The sequence below is a fragment of the Aminobacter sp. MSH1 genome, from assembly GCF_003071665.1.
In the GTDB taxonomy this organism is placed as follows: Bacteria; Pseudomonadota; Alphaproteobacteria; order Rhizobiales; family Rhizobiaceae; genus Aminobacter; species Aminobacter niigataensis.
Genome location: NZ_CP026265.1, coordinates 2,768,413 through 2,791,527 on the forward strand (window position 1 = coordinate 2,768,413; position 23,115 = coordinate 2,791,527).

At 63.8% G+C, this 23,115-nt stretch carries 23 protein-coding genes; 14 read left to right on the forward strand and 9 right to left on the reverse strand.

Translation table 11 applies throughout. From position 1 onward, the window contains the following. Positions 1 to 8: 8 nt before the first annotated feature. The 5 genes from preA (at position 9) to CO731_RS13675 (ending at position 3,247) form a co-directional block, all read left to right on the forward strand. Positions 9 to 1,322 (forward strand): NAD-dependent dihydropyrimidine dehydrogenase subunit PreA, encoded by a 1,314-nt coding sequence (gene preA / locus CO731_RS13655; RefSeq protein ID WP_108607578.1) that lies wholly within the window; start codon positions 9 to 11, stop codon positions 1,320 to 1,322. Positions 1,323 to 1,334: 12 nt separating this feature from the next. Beyond that, a complete protein-coding gene (locus CO731_RS13660; RefSeq protein ID WP_108607579.1) occupies positions 1,335 to 1,727 on the forward strand; it encodes a nuclear transport factor 2 family protein in 393 nt (130 codons plus the stop codon). Between the two features lie 94 nt (positions 1,728 to 1,821). Next, on the forward strand, positions 1,822 to 2,355 hold the full coding sequence (locus tag CO731_RS13665) for an Rrf2 family transcriptional regulator (protein WP_108609826.1): 534 nt from the start codon (positions 1,822 to 1,824) through the stop codon (positions 2,353 to 2,355). After that, positions 2,352 to 2,810: a carboxymuconolactone decarboxylase family protein gene (locus CO731_RS13670; protein ID WP_108607580.1), complete on the forward strand. Its 459-nt coding sequence runs from the start codon at positions 2,352 to 2,354 to the stop codon at positions 2,808 to 2,810. The genes CO731_RS13665 and CO731_RS13670 overlap by 4 nt, the downstream gene beginning before the upstream one ends. Positions 2,811 to 2,890: 80 nt before the next feature. Further along, positions 2,891 to 3,247, forward strand: coding sequence for a DoxX family protein (locus tag CO731_RS13675; RefSeq protein ID WP_245439339.1), 357 nt, complete (start codon positions 2,891 to 2,893; stop codon positions 3,245 to 3,247). A 25-nt stretch (positions 3,248 to 3,272) separates the two neighbouring features. On the opposite strand, the gene CO731_RS13680 is transcribed toward CO731_RS13675, so the two are convergent. Beyond that, entirely contained in the window at positions 3,273 to 3,905 is a 633-nt protein-coding gene (locus CO731_RS13680) for a TetR family transcriptional regulator C-terminal domain-containing protein (protein ID WP_108609827.1), read from the reverse strand. Positions 3,906 to 4,144: 239 nt separating this feature from the next. Here CO731_RS13680 and CO731_RS13685 point away from each other — a divergent pair, with 239 nt between their 5' ends. The 7 genes from CO731_RS13685 (at position 4,145) to CO731_RS13715 (ending at position 12,540) form a co-directional block, all read left to right on the forward strand. After that, the gene (locus CO731_RS13685) at positions 4,145 to 5,473 is read left to right on the forward strand and encodes an aspartate aminotransferase family protein (RefSeq protein ID WP_108607582.1); all 1,329 of its coding nucleotides are present in this window, start codon (positions 4,145 to 4,147) and stop codon (positions 5,471 to 5,473) included. A gap of 171 nt (positions 5,474 to 5,644) precedes the next feature. Then, the gene (locus tag CO731_RS13690; RefSeq protein WP_108607583.1) at positions 5,645 to 6,895 is read left to right on the forward strand and encodes a Zn-dependent hydrolase; all 1,251 of its coding nucleotides are present in this window, start codon (positions 5,645 to 5,647) and stop codon (positions 6,893 to 6,895) included. 153 nt (positions 6,896 to 7,048) lie between these two features. Continuing rightward, positions 7,049 to 8,500: a dihydropyrimidinase gene (gene hydA / locus CO731_RS13695; RefSeq protein ID WP_108607584.1), complete on the forward strand. Its 1,452-nt coding sequence runs from the start codon at positions 7,049 to 7,051 to the stop codon at positions 8,498 to 8,500. 178 nt (positions 8,501 to 8,678) lie between these two features. Continuing rightward, complete coding sequence (locus tag CO731_RS13700; RefSeq protein ID WP_199914464.1) at positions 8,679 to 9,500, forward strand: ABC transporter ATP-binding protein; 822 nt, start codon at positions 8,679 to 8,681, stop codon at positions 9,498 to 9,500. 6 nt (positions 9,501 to 9,506) lie between these two features. Then, positions 9,507 to 10,385, forward strand: coding sequence for an ABC transporter permease (locus CO731_RS13705; RefSeq protein ID WP_108607585.1), 879 nt, complete (start codon positions 9,507 to 9,509; stop codon positions 10,383 to 10,385). Then, positions 10,382 to 11,515, forward strand: a complete 1,134-nt coding sequence (locus tag CO731_RS13710) for an ABC transporter permease (protein ID WP_199914465.1) — start codon at positions 10,382 to 10,384, stop codon at positions 11,513 to 11,515. Before CO731_RS13705 ends, CO731_RS13710 begins: the two co-directional genes overlap by 4 nt. 50 nt (positions 11,516 to 11,565) lie before the next feature. Then, the gene (locus CO731_RS13715; protein ID WP_108607586.1) at positions 11,566 to 12,540 is read left to right on the forward strand and encodes an ABC transporter substrate-binding protein; all 975 of its coding nucleotides are present in this window, start codon (positions 11,566 to 11,568) and stop codon (positions 12,538 to 12,540) included. Positions 12,541 to 12,780: 240 nt separating this feature from the next. Here the strand turns inward: CO731_RS13715 and CO731_RS13725 are convergent, their stop codons facing one another. From CO731_RS13725 to CO731_RS13750, 6 genes are all read right to left on the reverse strand, one after another. Further along, a complete protein-coding gene (locus CO731_RS13725; protein WP_108609830.1) occupies positions 12,781 to 14,469 on the reverse strand; it encodes a glycosyltransferase family 39 protein in 1,689 nt (562 codons plus the stop codon). 5 nt (positions 14,470 to 14,474) lie between these two features. Beyond that, a complete protein-coding gene (locus tag CO731_RS13730) occupies positions 14,475 to 14,804 on the reverse strand; it encodes a lipid-A-disaccharide synthase N-terminal domain-containing protein (RefSeq protein WP_108607588.1) in 330 nt (109 codons plus the stop codon). Continuing rightward, the gene (locus CO731_RS13735) at positions 14,801 to 15,517 is read right to left on the reverse strand and encodes a glycosyltransferase family 2 protein (RefSeq protein ID WP_108607589.1); all 717 of its coding nucleotides are present in this window, start codon (positions 15,515 to 15,517) and stop codon (positions 14,801 to 14,803) included. Before CO731_RS13735 ends, CO731_RS13730 begins: the two co-directional genes overlap by 4 nt. A 129-nt stretch (positions 15,518 to 15,646) precedes the next feature. After that, positions 15,647 to 17,296, reverse strand: a complete 1,650-nt coding sequence (locus tag CO731_RS13740; RefSeq protein ID WP_108607590.1) for a thiamine pyrophosphate-binding protein — start codon at positions 17,294 to 17,296, stop codon at positions 15,647 to 15,649. Then, positions 17,293 to 18,468: a CaiB/BaiF CoA-transferase family protein gene (locus CO731_RS13745; protein ID WP_108607591.1), complete on the reverse strand. Its 1,176-nt coding sequence runs from the start codon at positions 18,466 to 18,468 to the stop codon at positions 17,293 to 17,295. The genes CO731_RS13740 and CO731_RS13745 overlap by 4 nt, the downstream gene beginning before the upstream one ends. Before the next feature lie 88 nt (positions 18,469 to 18,556). Next, entirely contained in the window at positions 18,557 to 19,489 is a 933-nt protein-coding gene (locus tag CO731_RS13750; protein WP_108607592.1) for an alpha/beta hydrolase, read from the reverse strand. A 207-nt stretch (positions 19,490 to 19,696) separates the two neighbouring features. Between CO731_RS13750 and CO731_RS13755 the strand changes: the two genes are divergently transcribed. Continuing rightward, the gene (locus tag CO731_RS13755; RefSeq protein ID WP_108609831.1) at positions 19,697 to 20,623 is read left to right on the forward strand and encodes an ABC transporter ATP-binding protein; all 927 of its coding nucleotides are present in this window, start codon (positions 19,697 to 19,699) and stop codon (positions 20,621 to 20,623) included. Beyond that, entirely contained in the window at positions 20,620 to 21,381 is a 762-nt protein-coding gene (locus tag CO731_RS13760) for an ABC transporter permease (protein WP_108607593.1), read from the forward strand. Before CO731_RS13755 ends, CO731_RS13760 begins: the two co-directional genes overlap by 4 nt. An 85-nt stretch (positions 21,382 to 21,466) precedes the next feature. Here the strand turns inward: CO731_RS13760 and CO731_RS13765 are convergent, their stop codons facing one another. Next, positions 21,467 to 21,943, reverse strand: a complete 477-nt coding sequence (locus CO731_RS13765) for a flavin reductase family protein (protein ID WP_159091638.1) — start codon at positions 21,941 to 21,943, stop codon at positions 21,467 to 21,469. Between the two features lie 23 nt (positions 21,944 to 21,966). Then, positions 21,967 to 23,016 carry an LLM class oxidoreductase gene (locus tag CO731_RS13770; RefSeq protein ID WP_108607595.1) on the reverse strand — a complete coding sequence of 350 codons (1,050 nt, stop codon included), beginning with the start codon at positions 23,014 to 23,016 and terminating at the stop codon, positions 21,967 to 21,969. Positions 23,017 to 23,115: the final 99 nt, after the last annotated feature.

The window sequence follows — 23,115 nt, forward strand, 5'->3', positions numbered from 1 at the left end:
AGGACAAGATGGCAGACATTCGCAACAATTTCGTCGGCATCAAGTCACCCAACCCGTTCTGGCTCGCCTCGGCGCCGCCGACCGACAAGGCCTACAATGTCATCCGCGCCTTCAAGGCAGGCTGGGGTGGCGTCGTGTGGAAGACGCTTGGCGAGGAAGGCCCGCCGGTGGTCAACGTCAACGGCCCGCGCTACGGCGCGATCTGGGGTGCCGACCGGCGCCTGCTCGGCCTCAACAACATCGAGCTGATCACCGACCGCGACCTGCAGACCAATCTGCGCGAGATCAAGCAGGTCAAGATGGACTGGCCCGACCGGGCGATCGTCGTGTCGCTGATGGTGCCTTGCGTCGAGGAGGCCTGGAAGGCGATCCTGCCGGTGGTCGAGGAAACCGGCGCCGACGGCATCGAGCTCAATTTCGGTTGCCCGCACGGCATGTCGGAGCGCGGCATGGGTGCCGCCGTCGGCCAGGTGCCCGAATACATCGAAATGGTCGTGCGCTGGTGCAAGCAAAACACCCGCATGCCGGTCATCACCAAGCTCACGCCCAACATCACCGACGTGCGCAAGCCGGCGCGGGCGGCTCATGCCGGCGGCACCGACGCGGTGTCGCTGATCAACACCATCAACTCGATCACCGGCGTCAACCTCGACAGTTTCGCGCCTGAGCCCACAATCGACGGCAAGGGCAGCCATGGCGGTTATTGCGGCCCCGCGGTCAAGCCGATCGCCATGAACATGGTGGCCGAGATCGCCCGTGACCCGGAAACGGCGGGCCTGCCGATCTCGGGCATCGGCGGCATCACCACATGGCGCGACGCGGCCGAATTCATGGCACTCGGTGCAGGCAACGTGCAGGTCTGCACCGCGGCCATGACCTACGGCTTCAAGATCGTGCAGGAGATGATCGCCGGTCTCGAAAACTGGATGGACGAGAAGGGCCACCGCTCGCTCGACGACATCGTCGGCCGCGCCACGCCCAATGTCACCGACTGGCAGTATCTCAACCTCAACTATGTCGCCAAGGCGCATATCGACCAGGACGCCTGCATCAAGTGCGGTCGCTGCCATATCGCCTGCGAGGACACCTCGCACCAGGCGATCACCAGCATGGTCGACGGTGCGCGCCACTTCGAGGTGATCGAGGAGGAATGCGTCGGCTGCAACCTGTGCGTCAACGTCTGCCCGGTCGAGAACTGCATCACCATGGAGCCGCTGGCCGTTGGCGCCATGGACAAGCGCACCGGCAGGCCGGTGTCGCCGCACTATGCCAACTGGACGACGCATCCGAACAACCCTATGGCCAAGGTGGCTGCGGAGTAGGGGCGGCAAGCCATGGACGACAAGAGCGAGATTGTCGAACTCGCTCTTGCCTGGGCGGAGGCGATCGTTGCCAACGATGCCGCCGCCATTGGCTCTTATATCGCCGACGAGTGGGTGATCGTCGGCCCCGACGGCGCGACATCCAAGACGGATTTCCTCGCTTCGGTTGCCTCGGGCGACCTGACCCACGACATGATGCGAGCCGCCAGCGAGCCACGCGTCGAGATCTACGGCGCGACCGCGATCTACACGGCGCGCGTCGTGAATAGCGGACATTTCCGCGGCCAGGCCTTCACGGCAAACGAATGGACCACAGACGTCTTCGTCCGTCGCGGGGCGAAGTGGCAGTGCGTGCTCAGCCACGCCACACCGGCAGTAAAGCAAGATACATCCGACTTCGAGTAGCCCCGCGAAGTCAATGTTCGGCTTCTAATTCGCGCGCCTATTGTGGATAAAAAATATCCATGATATTAGGTATCCATGATTTGGAGTGGCGATCATGAAGCTGGGTGACGGCGTGGAGGCCGCGATCCATTGTGCGGCGCTGCTGGCGGGCGTCGACGGCGACGGCACGTTGCCGGGCAATGTGATGGCCGAGGCATTCGGGCTTTCGCCGAGCTATCTGCTCAAGCACCTCAAGGCCCTGACCGGCGCGAAGATCCTGGAATCGGTGCCCGGGCCCAGTGGCGGCTACCGGCTGGCGCGTTCGGCGGACAAGATCACGCTGCTCGACATCGTGCTCGCCATCGAGGGCAGGGAGCCTGCGTTCCGCTGCGGCGAGATCAGGCAGAAGGGGGCGTATTCGCTCGACCCGTCGGCCTATGTGAAGCCCTGCGGCATCAACGTTGCCATGCTCAAGGCCGAGCGGGCCTACCGCACCGCGCTCGCCGAGACGCGGCTCTCCGACATCGTCGCCGATTTCACGGCGGATGCCGATCCGCGTGTCGTGGCCGCCAGTTGCGCCTTCGTGGCGCAGAACCAGCGGCCGCAGATTTCCAAGGCAAGAACCATCAACGAAAGGAAGATGCCATGAAACCCAGGCTGAATTTCTACACTGCCGCACCGGAACTGACGAAGCATCTGGTCGCGCTCAACAAGGCGGTCAACGAATGTGGGCTCGAGCACAGCCTGCTGCACCTGATCAAGCTCAGGGCGTCGCAGATCAACGGCTGCTCCTATTGCGTCGACATGCACAGCCGTGAGGCGAAGGCGGACGGCGAGACCGAGCAGCGCCTCTGGCTCGTCGCGGCCTGGAAAGAATCGCCGCTCTATACCGAGCGCGAGCGCATGGCCTTCGCCTGGACCGAGACGGTCACCAACATCGCCGACGCCGGCGTGCCAGCCGAACTTTATGCCGAAGCTCGCCGGCATTTCTCCGAGGAGGACCTAGTCAAGCTCACCGTGGCGCTGGGCATGATCAACACCTGGAACCGGCTTTGCGTCTCGTTCCATGCCGTCCACCCGGTGGGTGAAGCCAAGGCCGCCTGACCATCACAACAGACCGAAATCGGAATTGCGGCGGTCGCCCACGGGCGGTCGCCTGGGAGAGACTGATGCTTGAACCTTCGATGCTGGCCTTTGTCGGTCGCTTGCTTCTGGGCGGCGCGTTCGTGTTCGCCGGCCTGCGCAATATCGCCAATGCAAGGCTTTTGGCCGGCATGATGGACACGCGTGGCGTGCCGCATGCGCGGCTCGTGCTATGGGCCGGCATCGTGCTCCAGACCGTTGCCGGATCGATGCTGATTGCAGGGTTCCAAGCCCCGTATGCGGCCGCTGCCTTGATTGCCTTCCTCATCGGCGGAACCCTGATGTTCCACAATTTCTGGGATCATGTCGGGTCGGAACGTGCCGCGCGCATCAATGGCGTTGTTGGTAACGTTGCCTTGGCTGGCGGCTTTCTGTTCGTGATCGCCGCCGGCCAATAAGGGCTGGTGCCGTTGCCGAATTGATTCAGCCTTTCGGCCTAAGCCCTTCAACAAAAAGCTGTTCCAGGAAGCGGGCGGCATCTTCGAAGCGTCCCTCGCCACCACGGTCGGGGCCGAGTACGGCGCGGACCTGGACGTCGAAATCGGCATAATGCTGGGTCGTCGCCCAGATGGCGAAGATCAGGTGCCAGGGATCGGCCTGGGCGACCTTGCCCGATCGCATCCAGCCCCTGATGACCTCGACCTTTTCGTCGACCAGTGTTTTCAGCTCGCCTTCGAGCATCGGCATGATGCGCGGCGCGCCCTGCAGGATCTCGTTGGCGAAGAGCCTGCTCTCGCGTGGAAAATCACGCGCCATTTCGAGTTTGCGCCGGATGTAGCTCCTGAGCTCGGTCATCGGGTCGCCGATGTTGTCGAGTTCCTTCAGCGGCGCCAGCCAGGTTTCCAGCAGCCGGTGCATCAGCGTTTCGTGGATGTCTTCCTTGCGGCGGAAATAATAGAGCAAATTGGGCTTGGACATGCCCGCCGCTTCGGCGATCTGGTCGATGGTCGAACCGCGGAAACCGTTGGTGGAAAATACTTCGAGCGCTGCTTCGAGAATGACCTCGCGCTTCTCTTTCTGGATGCGGGTTCGGCCGCGCGGTGTCGAGCCTTCCATGGTCATGATGTCCCGCATTCGAGGGTGCATACGGAACGCATCTGGACCAATCCGCTGGACCAGTTCTTGCCGACCTGTGGAGCGCGCCTCAGAAGCCGCATTTCCGGTAGTAATCCCTTGACCGCCGAAGCGGCGGTGCTAACGTTTGTCCAATCGGTCAAAAAATTGCGTAACACAAAAACGCACCGAAGACCAAGCGTTGGCCGTATCGAAACAGGGGAAGAAAGGAAAGCTTGGTCATGTCGGACAGGCTAAAAGTTACGCCCAACGATCTCAGCGCATTCTGGATGCCGTTCACTTCGAACAGGCAGTTCAAGCAGGCGCCACGCATGATGGTTGCGGCAAAGGACATGCATTACACGGCCAGCGACGGCCGCAAGATTCTCGACGGCACCGCAGGCCTGTGGTGCGTCAATGCCGGCCACTGCCGGCCCAAGATCACCGAGGCGATCCAGAAACAGGCCGCCGAGCTCGACTATGCGCCGGCTTTCCAGATGGGCCATCCGATCGTCTTCGAACTGGCGAACCGCCTCGTCGACATCGCGCCCGAGGGCATGGACCACGTCTTCTTCACCAATTCCGGGTCGGAATCGGTCGAGACCGCGCTCAAGATGGCGCTGGCCTATCATCGTGTGAAGGGCGATGGCGCGCGTACCCGCCTCATTGGCCGCGAACGCGGCTATCACGGCGTCAATTTCGGCGGCATCTCGGTCGGCGGCATCGTCACCAACCGCAAGATGTTCGGCACGCTGCTTTCCGGCGTCGACCACCTGCCGCACACCCACCTGCCGGCCAAGAACGCCTTCACCAAGGGCGAGCCGGAGTATGGCGCGGAACTGGCCGACGAGCTCGAGCGCATCGTCACCCTGCATGACGCCTCGACCATCGCTGCCGTCATCGTCGAGCCGGTCGCCGGCTCAACCGGCGTGCTGATCCCGCCGAAGGGCTATCTGCAGAAGCTGCGCGATATCTGCACCAAGCACGGCATCCTTTTGATCTTCGACGAGGTCATCACCGGTTTCGGCCGTCTCGGCACGCCGTTTGCGGCAGACTATTTCGGCGTCATTCCCGACATCATCACCACCGCCAAGGGTGTGTCGAACGGCGTCATCCCGATGGGTGCGGTGTTCGTGAAGAAGGAAATCCACGACGCCTTCATGACCGGCCCCGAGCACATGATCGAGTTCTTCCACGGCTATACCTATTCGGGCAATCCGATAGCTTCGGCTGCGGCACTCGCCACCCTCGACACCTACAAGGAAGAGGGGCTGCTGACCCGTGGCGCCGAGCTTGCCTCCTATTGGGAAGAGGCGCTGCACTCGCTGAAGGGCGAGCCGCACGTCATCGACATCCGCAACATCGGCCTGATCGGCGCGATCGAGCTGTCGCCAATTGCCGGAGCGCCGACAAAGCGTGCCTTCTCGGCCTTCGTCAAGGCGTTCGAGCGTGGCGCGCTGATCCGCACCACCGGCGACATCATCGCGCTGTCGCCGCCGCTGATCATCACCAAGGGCCAGATCGACGAATTGATCGATCACGTCCGCGAGGTGCTGAGGGCGGTCGACTGATCGACAGGAACTTGAACCCGGAGGGCGTCCATGCTCTCCGGGGACAGCTCCGAGAGACAAAAGGTGTCCCGTCCAGCGGATGGGGCTCCGGGCGAAAGCCACCGAAGGAAATCCGGCGCCGGGAACCGCTGGGGTTTCCGGGCAGAACAAGAGAATGAGAGGACGTTGGCCATGGCCGCCCCAGGCGAGAATCTGCGAATCAATTCAGACCGTTTGTGGGATTCGCTGATGGAAATGGCGAAGATCGGCCCCGGCATCGCCGGCGGCAACAATCGCCAGACGCTGACCGACGAGGACGGCGAGGGCCGCCACCTGTTCAAGAAATGGTGCGACGCTGCCGGCCTTGAAACGGGCATCGACGAGATGGGCACGATGTTTGCCCGGCGCGAAGGCACCGACCCCGAGGCGCTGCCGGTCTATGTCGGCAGCCACCTCGATACCCAGCCGACGGGCGGCAAGTTCGACGGCGTGCTCGGCGTGCTTGGCGGGCTCGAAGTCATCCGCAGCCTCAACGACCTTGGCATCAAGACCAAACATCCGATCGTGGTGACCAACTGGACCAACGAAGAGGGTACCCGCTTTGCCCCGGCAATGCTCGCTTCCGGCGTGTTTGCCGGTGTGCTCGAGCAGGACTGGGCCTATGCGCGCCAGGATGCGCACGGCAAGCGCTTCGGCGACGAGCTGGAACGCATCGGCTGGAAGGGTGCGGAAAAGGTCGGCGCGCGCAAGATGAAGGCCTTCTTCGAATTGCATATCGAGCAGGGGCCGATCCTTGAGGACGAAGAGATCGAGATCGGCGTCGTCACCCACGGCCAGGGCCTGAAGTGGCTGCAGGTGACGCTGACCGGAACGGAGGCGCACACCGGCTCGACGCCGATGTACAAGCGCCGCAATGCCGGGCTCGGCATGGCGCGGGTGACCGAGCTGGTGCATGAAGTGGCGATGGACTACCAGCCAGACGCCGTCGGTGCCGTCGGCCACATGGAGGTCTATCCCAACTCGCGCAACATCATTGCCGGGCGCACGGTGTTCACCATCGACATCCGCTCGCCGGAGAAGGAGGTGCTGGACACGATGGATGCGCGTGTGCGCGAGGGCATCGCCACCATCTGCGAGGCGCTCGACATCACCTTCGAGATCGAGCAGGTCGGCCATTTCGACCCCGTCGCCTTTGACAAGGATTGCGTCAAGGCCGTACGCGACGCGGCCGACCGGCTCGGCTATTCGCATCGCGACATCGTCTCGGGTGCCGGCCACGACGCCTGCTGGATCAGCCGCGTGGCGCCGACGGCGATGGTGTTCTGCCCGTGCGTCGACGGGCTGAGCCACAACGAGGCCGAGGAAATCTATCCCGAATGGGCCGCCGCCGGCTGCGACGTGCTGTTCCATGCCGTGGTGGAGACGGCGGAGATCGTGGAGTGAGCTTTCGGACCGACATTGCTGCCCAGGCAGCCCTTTTTCCGATCGGGGAAGGGTGGCTTGCGCTTGGCCTGCGCGGAGTTGCTGTCCTTAGATGATATGAAACTTTGCCGAAACGCTCGAAAAGAAGCGCGGCAGCAATTGGGGAACTAAAGAATGACCAAAGTCATCAGAAACGGCACCATCGTCACGGCCGACCGGACGTGGAAGGCCGACGTGCTGATCCAGCATGGCAAGATCGTCGCCATCGGCGAGAACTTGCATGCCGACCACGAGTTCGATGCCACCGGCTGCTACATCATGCCCGGTGGCATCGACCCGCACACCCATCTCGAAATGCCGTTCATGGGCACCTATTCGGCCGACGACTTCGAGAGCGGGACACGCGCCGCCCTTTCCGGCGGTACGACGATGGTGGTCGATTTCTGCCTGCCTGCGCCCGGCCAGTCGCTGCTCGAAGCGCTGCAGATGTGGGACAACAAGACGTCGAAGGCGTGCTCCGACTACTCCTTCCACATGGCGATCACCTGGTGGGGCGAGCAGGTGTTCAACGAGATGGCCCAGGTCGTCGACAAGGGCATCACCTCGTTCAAGCACTTCATGGCCTACAAGGGCGCGCTGATGGTGGACGACGACGAGATGTACTCGTCTTTCAAGCGCTGCGCCGAGCTCGGCGCGCTGCCGCTGGTGCATGCCGAGAACGGCGACGTCGTCGCCCAGCTGTCGGCGAAGCTCCTTGCCGAGGGCAACAACGGACCCGAGGCGCATGCCTATTCGCGCCCGCCGGAAGTGGAGGGCGAGGCGACCAACCGCGCCATCATGATCGCCGACATGGTGGGCAGCCCGCTCTATGTCGTGCATACCTCCTGTGAGCAGGCGCATGAGGCGATCCGCCGGGCCCGGCAGAAGGGCATGCGCGTCTATGGCGAGCCGCTGATCCAGCACCTGGTGCTCGACGAGACCGAATATTTCAACAAGGACTGGGACCACGCGGCGCGCCGGGTGATGAGCCCACCCTTCCGCAACAAGCTGCACCAGGATTCTTTGTGGGCCGGCCTGCAGGCGGGTTCGCTGCAGGTGGTGGCGACGGATCATTGCTCGTTCACGACCGAGCAGAAGCGCACAGGCGTCGGCAACTTCACCAAGATCCCTAATGGCACCGGCGGGCTCGAAGACCGCATGCCGGTGCTGTGGACCAAGGGCGTCAACACCGGCCGGCTGACGATGAACGAGTTCGTGGCGGTGACCTCGACCAACATCGCCAAGATCCTCAACATGTATCCGAAGAAGGGCGCGATCGTCGAAGGCGCGGATGCCGACGTCATCGTGTGGGACCCCAAGCGCAAGAAGACCATCGCGGCGAAGAACCAGCAGTCGGTCATCGACTACAACGTCTTCGAGGGTATCGAGGTGACCGGCCTGCCGCGCTTCGTCTTCACGCGCGGCGAACTGGCGATCCAGGAGCACGAGGTGAAGGCTAATCCCGGCCACGGCGAATTCGTCACCCGCGAACCGCATGCCGCGGTCAACCGGGCGCTGTCGCAGTGGAAGGAGATCACCGCGCCGCGCAAGGTCGAACGCACAGGCATCCCGGCGACCGGGGTGTGAGCACCTGCGCGTTCGCAGGCAATTTCCGTGTACCGAACAGGGATGGCGGCCGCGCCTTGCGGTCGCAAGGATGGCGCCGGAATGACATCCGGCTTCAAGGCCAGCAAAAACATCCCGATCAAGTGGACGCCCGCCTCATCTTCGGAGAGGATGGCATGATGTGGGGTAAAGTCGGGCAATGCTCATGACAGTCAATCAAGCCACGGCGACAAGCGTCGATCAGAACGCCGTCGTCGAAGCCAGAAAGCTGGGGCTGACCTTCCAGACCAATGACGGCCCGGTGCGGGCGCTGGCGGACGTCGATCTGACCATCAACAAGGGCGAGTTCGTCTCCTTCATCGGCCCTTCGGGCTGTGGCAAGACGACGTTCCTCAGGGTCATCGCCGACCTCGAGCAGCCGACGGAAGGCAAGATCTCGATCAACGGCATGACGCCCGAGCAGGCGCGCGAGGCCCGTGCCTACGGCTATGTGTTCCAGGCGGCTGCACTGTTTCCGTGGCGGACGATCGAAAGCAATGTCGGGCTGCCGCTCGAGATCATCGGTCTTTCGAAGGCAGAGCAGCAGGAGCGCATCAAGCGCACGCTCGACCTGGTCAATCTCTCCGGCTTCGAGAAGAAATATCCCTGGCAGCTGTCGGGCGGCATGCAGCAGCGCGCCTCGATTGCGCGCGCACTGGCCTTCGACGCGGATCTGCTCTTGATGGACGAGCCGTTCGGCGCGCTCGACGAGATTGTGCGCGACCATCTCAACGAACAGTTGCTCCGGCTGTGGCGGCAGACCAACAAGACGATCTGCTTCGTCACCCACTCGATTCCCGAGGCCGTGTATCTGTCGACGCGCATCGTGGTGATGTCGCCCAGGCCCGGGCGTGTCACCGACGTGATCGAGTCGACGCTGCCCACGGAGCGACCGCTCGACATCCGCGAGAGCCCGGAATTCCTGGCGATCGCCGCGCGCGTCCGTGACGGGCTGCGCGCCGGCCATTCCTACGAGGATTGAGCCGCGATGGATCGCCTCAGAGACCGGATTATTCCCGTCATCACCATCCTGCTGGTCATTGTTGCCGCCTGGTATGCGTTCGCCGTCTACATGAACGCGCCGTTCCAGCGCGACCTCGACCGACGGGCAGGCCTGACGCCAGGTACCGTGGAATTCGTCGGCAAGACGCTGTCGCAGCCCAAGCCGACCATGCCCGCGCCGCACCAGGTGGCGCAGAACTTCTTCGAAAACACCTTCCTGAGGAAGGTCACCAGCGCGCGCAGCCTCGTCTATCATTCGTGGGTGACGCTGTCGTCGACGCTGCTCGGCTTCACCTTCGGAACGGCACTCGGCATCCTGATCGCGGTCGGCATCGTCCATGTCATCGCGCTCGACCGCAGCCTGATGCCGTGGATCATCGCCTCGCAGACCATTCCCATCCTCGCTGTGGCGCCGATGATCATCGTGGTGCTGGCGGCCATCGGCATCACCGGGCTGATCCCCAAGGCGCTGATCTCGACCTACCTGTCGTTCTTCCCGGTCGCCGTCGGCATGGTGAAGGGGCTACGCTCCCCCGATCTCATGCATCTCGACCTGATGCACACCTACAATGCGAGCGCGTCTCAGACGTTCTGGAAGCTGCGCGTGCCGGCCTCGGTGCCGTTCCTGTTCGCCTCGATGAAGGTGGCGGTGGCAGCGAGCCTTGTCGGCGCCATCGTCGGTGAGTTGCCGACAGGTGCTGTCGCCGGCATCGGCGCGAAACTGCTCGCCGGATCCTATTACAGCCAGACCATCGACATGTGGGCGGCACTCGTCGCCGGCTCGGTGGTGGCGGCCATGCTGGTGGTACTGGTGGGGATCGTCGGCAAGGTTGTCGAACGTTCGATGGGAGGGCGGCCGGCATGATGAACTCCAAACCGTCCTGGCAAGCCGGGCTGGCGCTGGCGTTGTGCGCCGTCGCCATGGCGACGGTGCCGATGCTGACGGCCGAAGCTACCGCGCCGATGTCGAGCGGCATGACGTCGCTTGTCGTCGGCCTCATCGCCTTGCCTGCCGTGGCCTCTTTCGCCATGTTTTCCGGACTCGCCAGCGCCGCTGTGCTTTTCGTCGGAGCGCATGGCGCTGCCTGGCTGCTGATATCTGGCATCGCAGGCAATGAAGGCACGGCGCGGATGCCGTACTTCCTGCTGCTTGCCGCCGCCTGGCTGCTGGCCTGGCGCTGCGTTGCGGTGCTGTCGGCCATCCGGCCGGTATCGACGCAGGCCAGGACGTTGCTGCGCCTGCTGATCCCGGCGATCTTCGGCGCCTGGATCCTGATCATATGGGAAGCGGTGACGCGGGGGGCGGGCGTTCCGTTCATCCTTTTGCCGCCGCCAAGTGCGATCGCCGCGCGCATCGGCAATTCGCTGCCGATCCTTCTGGCCGACGTGCGCCAGACCATCTTCAAGGCGGTGCTGTTCGGCTACATCGTCGGCTGTGCCTCGGGCTTCGCCGTGGCGATCCTGGCCGACCGCGTGCCGTTCCTGCGCAAAGGGCTTTTGCCCATCGGCAACATGGTGTCGGCGCTGCCGATCATCGGCGTCGCCCCGATCATGGTGATCTGGTTCGGCTTCGAGTGGCAGTCGAAGGCTGCCGTGGTCATCATCATGACCTTCTTCCCGATGCTGGTGAACACGGTCGCGGGCCTCGCGGCCTCGGGGCACATGGAGCGCGACCTGATGCGCACCTATGCGTCCAATTACTGGCAGACGCTGTTCAAGCTGCGCCTGCCGGCGGCCGCACCCTTCATCTTCAATGCGTTGAAGATCAACTCCACGCTGGCGCTAATCGGCGCCATCGTCGCCGAATTCTTCGGCACGCCGATCGTCGGCATGGGCTTCCGGATCTCGACCGAGATCGGTCGCATGAATGTCGACATGGTCTGGGCGGAGATCGCTGTTGCGGCTCTGGCCGGTTCCGTCTTCTATGGCGTGGTCGCCCTGATCGAGAGGGCCACCACTTTCTGGCATCCGTCTGTCCGTGGTGGGCGGGCGTGACCTGAGCTCCTTGGGCGGGGCCGCGGTCCAACTTCAGAGGGAAAAAGAAGATGAAGAGACTGATGATATCGTTGATGGCGGGAGCGATGTCGCTGGCCGCCGCGCAGGCGGCACTTGCCGCTGACAAGGTGACGCTGCAGCTCAAGTGGGTGACGCAGTCGCAGTTCGCCGGCTACTACGTCGCCAAGGAAAAGGGCTTCTACGGCGAGGAAAACCTCGACGTCGACATCAAGCCGGGCGGCCCTGACATTGCACCGGAGCAGGTGATCGCCGGTGGCGGCGCCGATGTCATCGTCGACTGGATGGGCGGCGCGCTGGCGGCCCGCGAAAAGGGCGTCGGACTGGTCAACATCGCCCAGCCCTACAAGAAGGCCGGCATGGAACTGGTCTGCCCGAAGGACGGGCCGGTCAAGACCGAAGCCGACTTCAAGGGCAAGACGCTGGGCGTCTGGTTCTTCGGCAACGAATATCCGTTCTTTGCCTGGATGAACAAGCTCGGCCTGTCGACCGAGGGCGGCGCCGATGGCGTGACCGTGCTGAAGCAGAGCTTCGACGTGCAGCCGCTGATCCAGAAGCAGGCGGACTGCATCTCGGTCATGACCTACAACGAATACTGGCAGCTGATCGACGCGGGCTTCAAGCCCGAAGAACTGACCGTCTTCAATTATACGGAGATGGGCAACGACCTGCTCGAAGACGGCCTCTATGCGATGGAAGACAAGCTCAAGGACCCGGCCTTCGAAGACAAGATGGTTCGTTTCGTGCGCGCCTCGATGAAGGGCTGGAAATACGCCGTCGACAATCCTGACGAGGCAGCCGGCATCGTCGTCGACAATGGCGGCCAGGACGAAAACCACCAGAAGCGCATGATGGGCGAAGTGGCCAAGCTGATCGACAATGCCGACGGCAAGCTGATCGAAGCGGCCTACAAGCGCACGGCAGAAGCGCTTTTGGCGCAGAAGATCATCACCAAGGAGCCTTCGGGCGCCTGGACGTCCACGATCACCGACAAGGCGATCAAGTAAGCTCTGGATGACCGGAATATCTGGAAAGGGGCGGGCAACCGCCCCTTTTTCTTTTCCGAGGCTGGAGGTTGACGTACGTCCTTCGAGGCCCGCTTCGCGGGCTCCTCAGGATGAGGGAGGTCAGCGCAACGGTCCTCATCCTGAGGTGCGAGCCCGCTCTGACCGCCGACGGCTTGGGGCTGACTGTTATGGGCGAGTCTCGAAGGACGCACGCCCAAGCCACTGGCAAGGGGGCTGCCGCTACTTCGCCACCACGTAGAAGGTCAGCGTGCGCGACTCGCCCTTGGAATAGTTCATGCCTTCGATGCGGCCGCGCTCCCTGAGCGCTGCTGCGCCGCCCGGCACGGCAGCGAGGAAGGCCTTGCTTTCGGCCGCCGAAACCACGGCAATGGCGCATGCGGGATCGGCCGCCAGGGCCGCTGCCGCGCCCTTGCCATTGGTGAGTTGGGTCGAGGTGCCGGCGAGGAAGACCAGGCTCGGCTCGCTGTAGCCGGCGGAAGCTAGCACCGAGGTGGTGCAGGGCTTCAGTTTCTCGAACTGCTCGGCAATCTGCGGGCTGAGCCACAAAGGCTTGAGCGGTGGCAGGACCTTCAGGGTCAGCACGCCGAAGGCTGCGGCGGCGGCAGCCGCGGCAATGCCGGTGCGCTTGAGCGGCGACATGTCGCTCGGCATGCCGGCGCCGAGGGTAGCGGCAACCAGAACAAGCAGACCGGCCAACTGGCCCCACCAGGAGAACTGGCCGAGGAAATAGGGCGTGATGCCGAGTGCGATGGCAGCAAGGCCGGCACTGATGCCGAAGACGCCAAAGGCGCAGGCCCTGCGGATCCAGAGCTGCCAGCGCGACAGCTCGATGCCTGCGGCGGCCGGATCGGTCAGCGACCAGGCCATCAGCAGGAGCAGAGCGGGATAGGCCGGCATCGCATAGTGCGGCAGCTTGGTGGGGATCAGCTCGATGGCGATCCAGTAGGGCAGGTACCAGGCGAGGCAGAACAAAAGCCGGGGGTCGTCGCGGAAGCGCTTGAGCGCCTTCAGCCCGCCTTCGAGCGCCACCAAAGCGAAGGGCCACATGAACACGGAATAGGTCAGGAAGTAGTAGCCGGGTGGGAAGCCATGCGATTCCTGGCCGGAGCCGACCTTGCTCAACAGGTCCTTGCCGACCGATTCCTGCCAGAATTCGGTGCCGGTCTTGATGGTGATCAGGATCAGCCACGGAGCTGCGACGAGCAGCGTCACCAGGATGCCGGTGAAGGGGCGGAGCTTGCGCAGCCATGAGCGGTCGCGGTCGAGGATGGCGATGGTGGCGACCGTGAGCAGGCTGAGGAACGGAATGACCGGGCCCTTGATCAGCAGGGCAAGGCCGTGGGCGATCCAGAACAGCCAGTTGGCTTTGCCCTGCGGCCGGCCGGCCTTGTGGCCGAGATAGACGGCTGCGAGCGCCCCCTGGGCGAGCAGGGCGGTGGCGAGCAATGTCGCGTCGGTCTTGGCGATGCGTGCCTCGACGCCGAGCATGAGGATACCCATGAGGCCGAGGCCGGCAACGACGCCTGCCGTGCGGCCGAACATGCGGTCGCCGATGAAGGCGAGGGCAAGGACCGAGAAGGTGCCGGCCAGCACCGAAACCAGCCGGTAGACCCATATCGGGGCATCGCTGCCCTCTCCGCTGACCAGGACGGCGGCCGACTGCAGCCAGTAGATTCCGGCTGGCTTCTTGTAGCGCGGCACGTCTTGGAAGCGGATGTCGACATAGTCGCCGCTCTCGACCATCTGCTTGGTGGCCTGGACGAAGCGCGACTCGTCGCGGTCGGTCGGCGGCAGGGTGGAAATGCCGGGTGCGAAGGCAAACAGGCAGAGTGCTGCGAGCAGGAGATAGCTGAACAGAGACAAAGACTTGTGCTGGGTCTCTGTGGTTTTGATTCCGGTTGCCAACATGCCCACTACTCGGTGTCGGCCATGGCGGCGCGCCGCTCATTGGCGATCAGCCAGAGATTGCGGATGTAGATGAACAGGCCCAGCCCCTGGCCGGCAATGAACACCGGGTCCTGGCGCTGGATGGCATAGATCAGCAGCAGGGCGCCGCCCCCGAGCGAGAAGAACCAGAAGGCGACGGGCACGACGGAGCGCTTGGCGCGTTCCGAAGCGAGCCATTGTACGACGAAACGCATGGTGAACATGCCCTGGGCGACGAAGCCGAGCAGGATCCAGCCGTTGAACTGGGCGACGAAGACATCGTGCAGCCAGGTGCCGAGTTCGGAAATGAGGTTCATTGGCCAAGCTCCGTGACCGATGGCACGACCTTGCGGCGGCGACGCAGCCACCACACGCCCGTGAGGTCGAGGATGCCGCGCAGGCCGCGATCGAGGATGCCGTAATTGGATTTGCCGTGGCGGCGCGAGCGGTCGACGACGTCGACATGGACGACGCCGCGGCCCTCGCGCAGTGAAAGTGCGGGCAGGTAACGATGCCAGCCGTCGAAGAACGGCAGCTGGCGGAACAGATCGGTGTGCAACGCCTTGAGGCCGCAGCCTGAATCGCGCGTGCCGTCGCGCAGGATCATCTCGCGCAGGCCATTGGCGAAACGCGACGACAGCTGCTTGAGCTTGGTGTCGGTGCGCTTGAGGCGCTGGCCGGCGGCGACGCCGACCGACGGGCCGGCGGCGATCAGCGCGTCGGCGAGCTTGGGCAGGTAGGCGGGATCGTTCTGGCCGTCGCCATCCATGGTGACGACGATGCTGCCCCGCGCCGCGAAGACGCCGGAGCGGACGGCGGCACTCTGGCCCGCCGAGCGGTCGTGCCTGACATGACGCAGGCGACCGGCGCTGCGCGCCAGCTCGGCGAGAACGTCGGCCGTGCGATCGGTCGAGCCGTCATCGACGACGATGACCTCGTAGTCGCGGCCGGCCATGGCGTCGTGGACCTCGCCGACCAGGATCGGCAGGTTCTCGGCCTCGTTCTTGCACGGAATGACGATTGAAATCATCAGCTTGCCTGGGGAAGTGTTACGTCAGGATGGTGAAATGCGCGGCCTCAATAGCATCAAAGCCACGCATTTGCCACGACGCTTACGCTTTCCCCAAGTCAAGGATCCCGCTTGTCCCCGGGGCAGGGATCAGCGCTTGTCCCTGATGTCGCTCAGCGTGCGGGTCGGCGTGATGGCCTCCGGATCGAGTTTGATCTCGATGATCGTCGGCTTGCCGCTGGCACGGGCGCGCTCGAAGGCGGGCGCGAATTCGTCGGTCTCGCGCACAGTCTCGCCATGGCCGCCATAGGCACGGGCAAGCGCTGCGAAATCAGGGTTCTTGAGGTCGGTCGCCTCGACGCGGCCGGGATACTCGCGCTCCTGGTGCATGCGGATGGTGCCGTAGATGCCGTTGTTGACGACGATGACGATGATCGGCAGGCCGTATTGCACTGCGGTGGCGAATTCCTGGCCGTTCATCATGAAGCAGCCGTCGCCGGCAAAGGCGATGACCTCACGCTCGGGGAACAAGCCCTTGGCAGCAACCGCTGCCGGCGTGCCGTAGCCCATCGAGCCCGACGTTGGCGCGCCCTGGGTGGCGAAACGGCGGAAGCGGTGGAAGCGGTGCACCCAGGTGGCGTAATTGCCGGCGCCGTTGGTGAGGATGGCGTCCTCAGGCAGGACCTTTTCCAGCCAGTTCATGATCGGGCCCATCTGGACCGCACCCGGGCCGGCGAGCGGCGGGGTCGACCATTCGAGATAGGCAGCATGCAGCGCCTTGGTGTTTTCGGTCCATGCCGGCTTTGCGGCCGGTTTGCGCCTGGCGAAAGCCTCGACGAAGGCTGCCGGCGAGGCGTTGATGGCGACGGTCGGGCGGTAGACACGGCCGAGTTCGTCGGCGTCGGCATGGACATGCACGAGCTTCTGATCGGGATAGGGGCTCTTGATCAGCGTGTAGTCCGATGACGGCATCTCGCCGAAGCGACCGCCGACCAGCAGCACCACGTCGGCGTCCTTGATCGCCTTGGCGATCTTCGGGTTGACGCCGATGCCGACGTCACCGGCGTAGTTTTCATGGAGATGGTCGAACAGCATCTGGCGGCGGAAGGAGACGCCGACCGGCAGCGACCAGGCTTCAGAGATTTTCTTCATGCGCTCGACGGCCTCGGCATTCCAGCGCGTGCCGCCGAGGATGACGAACGGATTCCTGGCGCTGTTGAGCAGGGCCTCGAGCTTGGCCAGCTCTTCGTCGCCCGGGCGGGTTTCGACCGCGACGGCGGACAGGGCGGCCGGGGCCTCGACCTCGCTGGTTAGCATGTCCTCGGGCAGCGAGATGACGACGGGACCGGGTCGGCCCGAGGTGGCGACGGAGAAGGCACGGGTGAGCAGCTCGGGAATGCGCGCGGCATCGTCGATCTCGACCACCCACTTGGCGATATCGCCGAAGAAACGCCGGTAGTTGACCTCCTGGAAGGCTTCGCGCTCCTTGGCATGGCTCGCCACCTGGCCGATGAACAGGATCATCGGGATGGAATCCTGCATGGCGATGTGCACGCCGGCGGACGCGTTGGTGGCGCCAGGGCCACGGGTGACGAAGCAGATGCCCGGCTTGCCGGTGAGGCGGCCATGGCAGTCGGCCATCATCGCCGCACCGCCTTCCTGGCGGCAGACGATGCTCCGGATCTTGGAATCATGCAGCGCGTCGAGTACCGCGAGATAGGATTCGCCCGGCACGCAGTACATGCGGTCGACGCCGTTGGCCTCGAGCGCGTCGACGATCAGTTGTCCGCCGGTCTTCATTTTTCGTTCTTCTCCAGTTCGGCAAGGATTTCCGCGGTGTGTTCCCCGAGCCGCGGCGAAGGTCTGACATATGAAAGAGGTGTCTCGGACATGATCATTGGCGCGCGCACCGAGGGCAGCGCATTGCCGTGGCCATCGTCGAGGTCCATCCGCATGCCGCGGGCGATCGCCTGCGGATCGGCGAAGGCCTGGCCGATATTGTTGATGGGGCTTGCCGGCACGCCTGAAGCCTCGAGCCGGGCGAGCAGGGTTTCGCGGTCGAAGGCCGCGAGCGCGGCGACGATCTTCTCGCGCAAGGCGACGCGGTTGGCGACGCGGGCCGAATTGGTGGCAAAGAGCGGGTCGGCGGGGAGATCGTCGAGGCCGACGATGGCGCAGAATTTCTGGAACTGGCCGTCATTGCCGACGGCGAGGATGAAATGCCCGTCGCGCACCGGCAGCACCTCGTAAGGCGAGATGTTCGGATGGGCGTTGCCCATCTGCACCGGCGAATTGCCCGAGACGAGATAGTTGAGGTTCTGGTTGGCGAGCACCGACATCTGGGCGTCGAACAGCGCCATGTCGACATGCTGGCCCTGGCCGGTGGCCTCGGCGTGGCGCAAAGCCGCCTGGATGGCGATGACCGAATAAAGCCCGGTGAAGATGTCGGTGACGGCGACGCCGACCTTTTGCGGCTCGCCGCCGGCAGGCCCGGTGATCGACATCAGGCCCGACATGCCCTGGACGATGAAATCGTAGCCGGCGCGCGGCGCATAAGGGCCGGACTGGCCGAAGCCGGTGATCGAGCAATAGACCAGCCTGGGGTTGATCTTCTTCAGGCTGTCATAGTCGAGACCGTATTTCTTGAGGCCGCCAAGCTTGAAGTTCTCGATCAGCACGTCGGCGCCGGCGACCAGCTTGCGCACGATCTCCGCACCTTCCGGCGTCGAGAAATCGAGCGCGATCGAGCGCTTGCCGCGATTGCAGGCGTGGTAATAGGCGGCCGACAGGTTCTCGCCGTCATGGGAGGTGACGAAGGGCGGGCCCCATTTGCGGGTGTCGTCGCCGCCGTCGGGGTTTTCCACCTTGACGACATCGGCGCCGAGATCGGCGAGCAACTGTCCGGCCCAGGGGCCGGCGAGGATGCGGGCGAGTTCGATGACGCGGACGCCGTGGAGGGGCGGATTGCTCATGGGGCACCAGAGATCATTTCGGTCGCGCCACGATCTATCAGGAGTCCCGATATCCCGCCACCACGTTGCGATGGGCCAGCAAGCATGTTCACCGCGGAAACGTCAGGTCGAGCCAGCCGGCGAAATCGGCCATGACGGCATCGCGATTGACCTCGTTCAGGCTTTCGTGGCGGGTTTCTACGTAAACCTTTGAAGCGAGATTCGAAAAGCCCATCCGGCGCATGCGCGAAGCCAGCGCCTCGACCGCCTTGCCGCCGTCGGTTGCCGGGTCGTGAGCGCCGCCGACGAGGTTGACCGGCAGGTCCTTGCGCACGCCTGCGAAGTTGCCGTCGTCGGCACCGGCAAAGACCAGATCGAAAATGTCGATCCACATCGACACCGAGGCGTTCCAGCCGCAGAGCGGGTCGGCGATGTAGGCATCGACCTCGGCCGGATCGCGCGAGAGCCAGTCGAATTCGGTACGGCGGCCGGGGATCTTCTTTGCCCAGTCGCCGAAGGTCAGCTTGGGCAGGATGCGGGAGGGCACGTCCGACCCGAGCCGGAAGCGCTCGAAGGCAAGGATGGCCTGTGCCAGCCGGCCGAGGATGCCGGCGGAGAAATTGGCGTTCCAGATGGCCGCGGCTGCCACGCGTTCGGAATGGCGCAGCACGAAATTGAGCGCGATCAGCCCACCCATCGAGTGGCCGAAGATCACAACCGGCAGATCGGGGTGCTGGACGGCGATGAAGTCATGCACGGCGCCGACATCGGCCAGGACGCGGTCGACACCGTCCTTGGCCGCGAAACGCCCGGTGGGCGCATCGGGCGCCGACGTCGCGCCATGGCCGCGATGGTCATGGGCGTAGACGTGACAGTCATGGGCGGCGAGGAAATCGGCGAAGCGGCCGTAGCGTGCGGCATGTTCGGCCAAGCCGTGGTTGATCTGAACCACCGCCCGGGCAGGTGCCTCGGCGCGGCGGACAAACAGGTTGATATGGGCGCCCGTGGGCGATGCGAGCGGAATGCGACTGTCGAACGGCATTGTTGTCTCCCCTCGATCGGAACTGTTGAGGGCGCCACCCTTGCGCGTCAAGGGCGGCGGCCGGTGGTGCACACGACAATGTCAGGAGGCGGCGGCGTGCCCCTTGTTCGCACGATATCAGCCCATATATTCCGCTAACCCCAGCGCCGGCGTGCCCCCAGCCGGTTTTGCCCTTCATTTCCATTCAAATCTCAAGCGATGATCGCCATGCAGCCGATTATTTCCGTTTCCAATCTTTCCAAGACCTATGCGTCGGGCTTTTCGGCGCTGAAGAACATCAATCTCGACATCAGCCGCGGCGAGATCTTCGCTTTGCTCGGGCCCAACGGCGCCGGCAAGACGACGCTGATCAGCATCATCTGCGGCATCGTCAACCCGACCGAGGGCACCGTGCTGGCGGATGGGCACGACATCGTTCACGACTACCGTGACGCGCGTTCGCGCATCGGGCTGGTGCCGCAGGAACTGACCACCGACGCCTTCGAAACCGTATGGGCGACGGTCAGCTTCAGCCGCGGCCTGTTCGGCAAGCCGGCGAACCCGGCCCACATCGAAAAGATCCTCAGGGATCTTTCGCTGTGGGAGAAAAAGGACAGCAAGATCATGACGCTGTCGGGCGGCATGAAGCGACGCGTGATGATCGCCAAGGCACTGTCGCACGAACCGCAAATCCTGTTTCTCGACGAGCCTACCGCCGGCGTCGACGTCGAGCTGAGGCGCGACATGTGGGAGGTGGTGCGCTCGCTGCGCGAAACCGGCGTCACCGTCATCCTGACCACGCACTACATCGAGGAGGCCGAGCAGATGGCCGACAGGGTAGGGGTCATCTCCAAGGGCGAGATCATCCTCGTCGAGGAAAAGGCCGAGCTGATGCGCAAGCTGGGCCGCAAGCAATTGAAGCTGCAGTTGCAGAGCCAACTCGACAGCCTGCCGCCGGCGCTCGCCAGCCACGGCCTGGAGCTGGCCGACGGCGGTCACGAAATCGTCTACACCTACGACGCGCAGGGTGAACGAACCGGCATCACGGCGCTGCTCAAGGACCTCAACGACAACGGCATCCGCTTCAAGGATCTTCAGACCAGCCAGAGTTCGCTGGAGGAGATCTTCGTCAATCTGGTGAGTGAACGGCGATGAATTTTCACGCGATCCGCGCAATCTACCTGTTCGAAATGGCGCGCACCTGGCGCACGCTGCTGCAAAGCATCGTTTCGCCCGTCATTTCGACTTCGCTCTATTTTGTCGTCTTCGGTGCTGCCATCGGCTCGCGCATCAGCGAGATCAACGGCATCAGCTACGGCGCCTTCATCGTGCCCGGGCTGATCATGCTGTCGCTTTTGACCCAGAGCATCTCCAATGCCTCGTTCGGCATCTATTTCCCGAAATTCGTCGGCACCATCTACGAGCTGCTGTCGGCGCCGGTGTCCTATCTCGAGATCGTCATCTCCTATGTCGGGGCGGCAGCGTCGAAGTCGATCATCCTCGGGCTGATCATCCTTGCGACCGCCGCGCTGTTCGTGCCGCTGCAGATACAGCATCCCGGCTGGATGCTGTTGTTCCTGGTGCTGACGGCGGTCACCTTCAGCCTGTTCGGCTTCATCATTGGCATCTGGGCCGGCAATTTCGAGCAATTGCAGCTGGTGCCGATGTTGATCGTGACGCCGCTGACCTTCCTTGGCGGCAGCTTCTACTCCATCGACATGCTGCCGCCGTTCTGGCGCACCGTGTCGCTGTTCAATCCGGTAGTCTATCTGGTCAGCGGCTTCCGCTGGAGCTTCTTCGGCATATCGGACGTCAACGTCGGCATCAGCCTCGGCATGACGCTGGTGTTCCTGGTTGCCTGCCTGGTTGCGGTCTGGTGGATATTCAGGACCGGCTGGCGCATCAAGGCGTAGGCTAGGAAGACAACAATCGGCTGGCTTATGCGGCTGCACGCCAAAGACTTTTCGGTGCAGCCGCAGCGAGGACGCCTAGCCGAACTCAGACTCCTCTGTCGTTCGAGATCGCCGAAAAGCCGCGCCGCCAGAATACCAGCGGTGCGAGGTCTTCCGTCTGGGTGTGCTCGATGATCGCCGTGACCAGCATGTGGTCGCCAAGCGGCAGCTGGTCGCGGACGCGGGCCGCGATCCACAGCAGCGTCTCGTCGATGCGGGGAAGCGCGTGCTCCTCCCACCATCGCGTGTCGCCGAACCGATCTATGCCTGGCGTGGCAAAGCGGCGCGCTATGTCGTGCTGATGGGCGGCGAGAACGTTGATGCCGACAGGCCTTCCCACCTCCAGCCGCTGCAGCAGGCTGGAGGTCTGTTTCATCGCGAACATCAGCATCGGCGGGCCGAGGGACAGTGCTGTCAGCGTGCCAACCGTTGCACCATAGCGCTCCGATCCGCTGCCTGTTGTGACGACTGCAACAGATGTCGGTATCTGTGCGAAGGCCGACTTGAGGGCGTCAGGCGGCAATATCGCTGGCCGCTCTGCGACGCCTACCATCTTGCAGCAAGCGGCGAGGGCCCCTCCAGCGACGGGAAGTGCGGCAAGACCTCTTCGGCAAGCTCCTGGATGATTTCGCCAGCCGGGCGGCCGGAAAACTGCATCCCCAGCGCTGCGTGGTTGACGCCGCCCTCGCGCCATTCTCCGAGCAGGTCGATCAGCCCCTTGCGGCCGGTCTTCAACACGAATCCGCCGCGGAGCGCAGTGCGGGGGAAGTCGGGGTCGTCGGAGAGATCGAGCCACTCGTTGGTCATATGCGGGCGAAAGCCACCATCCGGAATCTGGTCCCGCCAGGCGCGAATGTTCTGCGCCAGCCGCTTCGGGCCCTCCGCTATGTGGGTGGGCTGCGGGTAGGTCAGCCAGCCATCGGCATGTTCGGCAACCCATGCCGGCGTCTGCCGGCTGGATCCGGTGACGATCAGCGGAATACGACCCATCGGCGGCTTGGGCAGGAAGTCGATGCCTGTCATCGTTCCGAGCCTTGAATTGATGGACGGCCGGCCGGGTGCGATCAGTTGCCGGAAATAGGCCACCGCTTCCGCAAATCGCCTGCCCCGATCGTCCATGTCCAGGCCGTAGGCCGGAAACTCGGCCGGGCGGTCGCCGGATGCGATTCCCAGCACGAGACGGCCGCCGGAAAGGTGGTCGATCGTGGTTGCCGCCTTGGCGAGATCGATGGGATGGCGCAGCGAAAAGATGGCGCTTCCCGTGGCCAGCGCGACTTTATGCGTCCGCGCCGCCAGATAGGAAAGATAGGTGAAGGGGTCGAAAAGCTGGCCGGCATCGCCAAAACCCGGATCGAAAAGCGGCACGTCACGGACCCAGACGCTTGCGAACCCGCGGCGGTCGATGTCCTCGACAAGTTCAGCCTGACCTTCGAGGACAGCTATGTCGCCCTCATAGAAGCGCAAGGGCAGAAAGATGCCGACGGTCAGCCGGTCCGGAGCGAACATGCGCCGATAGCCGGGGTGACCGGCAAAAGCTTCACTGGATGCGCCGGAATGGGCGGTCGAACGATCTGTTCGGGGGGCGGCGATGTTCATAGGCAGAAGTTTCCTTGTCGTGGGTTCTTTCCCGAGCCTGGCGGAGGCCTGGCAGGTGAGCCGCGCTTTTGCAGCGCTAACCTGGCAGCACGCTACGAA

Coding starts and splice junctions, on each gene's coding strand:
- preA (WP_108607578.1), top strand. CDS start 9: ATGGCAGACATTCGCAACAATTTCGTCGGCATCAAGTCACCCAACCCG.
- CO731_RS13660 (WP_108607579.1), top strand. CDS start 1,335: ATGGACGACAAGAGCGAGATTGTCGAACTCGCTCTTGCCTGGGCGGAG.
- CO731_RS13665 (WP_108609826.1), top strand. CDS start 1,822: ATGAAGCTGGGTGACGGCGTGGAGGCCGCGATCCATTGTGCGGCGCTG.
- CO731_RS13670 (WP_108607580.1), top strand. CDS start 2,352: ATGAAACCCAGGCTGAATTTCTACACTGCCGCACCGGAACTGACGAAG.
- CO731_RS13675 (WP_245439339.1), top strand. CDS start 2,891: ATGCTGGCCTTTGTCGGTCGCTTGCTTCTGGGCGGCGCGTTCGTGTTC.
- CO731_RS13680 (WP_108609827.1), bottom strand. CDS start 3,905: ATGGAAGGCTCGACACCGCGCGGCCGAACCCGCATCCAGAAAGAGAAG.
- CO731_RS13685 (WP_108607582.1), top strand. CDS start 4,145: ATGTCGGACAGGCTAAAAGTTACGCCCAACGATCTCAGCGCATTCTGG.
- CO731_RS13690 (WP_108607583.1), top strand. CDS start 5,645: ATGGCCGCCCCAGGCGAGAATCTGCGAATCAATTCAGACCGTTTGTGG.
- hydA (WP_108607584.1), top strand. CDS start 7,049: ATGACCAAAGTCATCAGAAACGGCACCATCGTCACGGCCGACCGGACG.
- CO731_RS13700 (WP_199914464.1), top strand. CDS start 8,679: ATGCTCATGACAGTCAATCAAGCCACGGCGACAAGCGTCGATCAGAAC.
- CO731_RS13705 (WP_108607585.1), top strand. CDS start 9,507: ATGGATCGCCTCAGAGACCGGATTATTCCCGTCATCACCATCCTGCTG.
- CO731_RS13710 (WP_199914465.1), top strand. CDS start 10,382: ATGATGAACTCCAAACCGTCCTGGCAAGCCGGGCTGGCGCTGGCGTTG.
- CO731_RS13715 (WP_108607586.1), top strand. CDS start 11,566: ATGAAGAGACTGATGATATCGTTGATGGCGGGAGCGATGTCGCTGGCC.
- CO731_RS13725 (WP_108609830.1), bottom strand. CDS start 14,469: ATGTTGGCAACCGGAATCAAAACCACAGAGACCCAGCACAAGTCTTTG.
- CO731_RS13730 (WP_108607588.1), bottom strand. CDS start 14,804: ATGAACCTCATTTCCGAACTCGGCACCTGGCTGCACGATGTCTTCGTC.
- CO731_RS13735 (WP_108607589.1), bottom strand. CDS start 15,517: ATGATTTCAATCGTCATTCCGTGCAAGAACGAGGCCGAGAACCTGCCG.
- CO731_RS13740 (WP_108607590.1), bottom strand. CDS start 17,296: ATGAAGACCGGCGGACAACTGATCGTCGACGCGCTCGAGGCCAACGGC.
- CO731_RS13745 (WP_108607591.1), bottom strand. CDS start 18,468: ATGAGCAATCCGCCCCTCCACGGCGTCCGCGTCATCGAACTCGCCCGC.
- CO731_RS13750 (WP_108607592.1), bottom strand. CDS start 19,489: ATGCCGTTCGACAGTCGCATTCCGCTCGCATCGCCCACGGGCGCCCAT.
- CO731_RS13755 (WP_108609831.1), top strand. CDS start 19,697: ATGCAGCCGATTATTTCCGTTTCCAATCTTTCCAAGACCTATGCGTCG.
- CO731_RS13760 (WP_108607593.1), top strand. CDS start 20,620: ATGAATTTTCACGCGATCCGCGCAATCTACCTGTTCGAAATGGCGCGC.
- CO731_RS13770 (WP_108607595.1), bottom strand. CDS start 23,016: ATGAACATCGCCGCCCCCCGAACAGATCGTTCGACCGCCCATTCCGGC.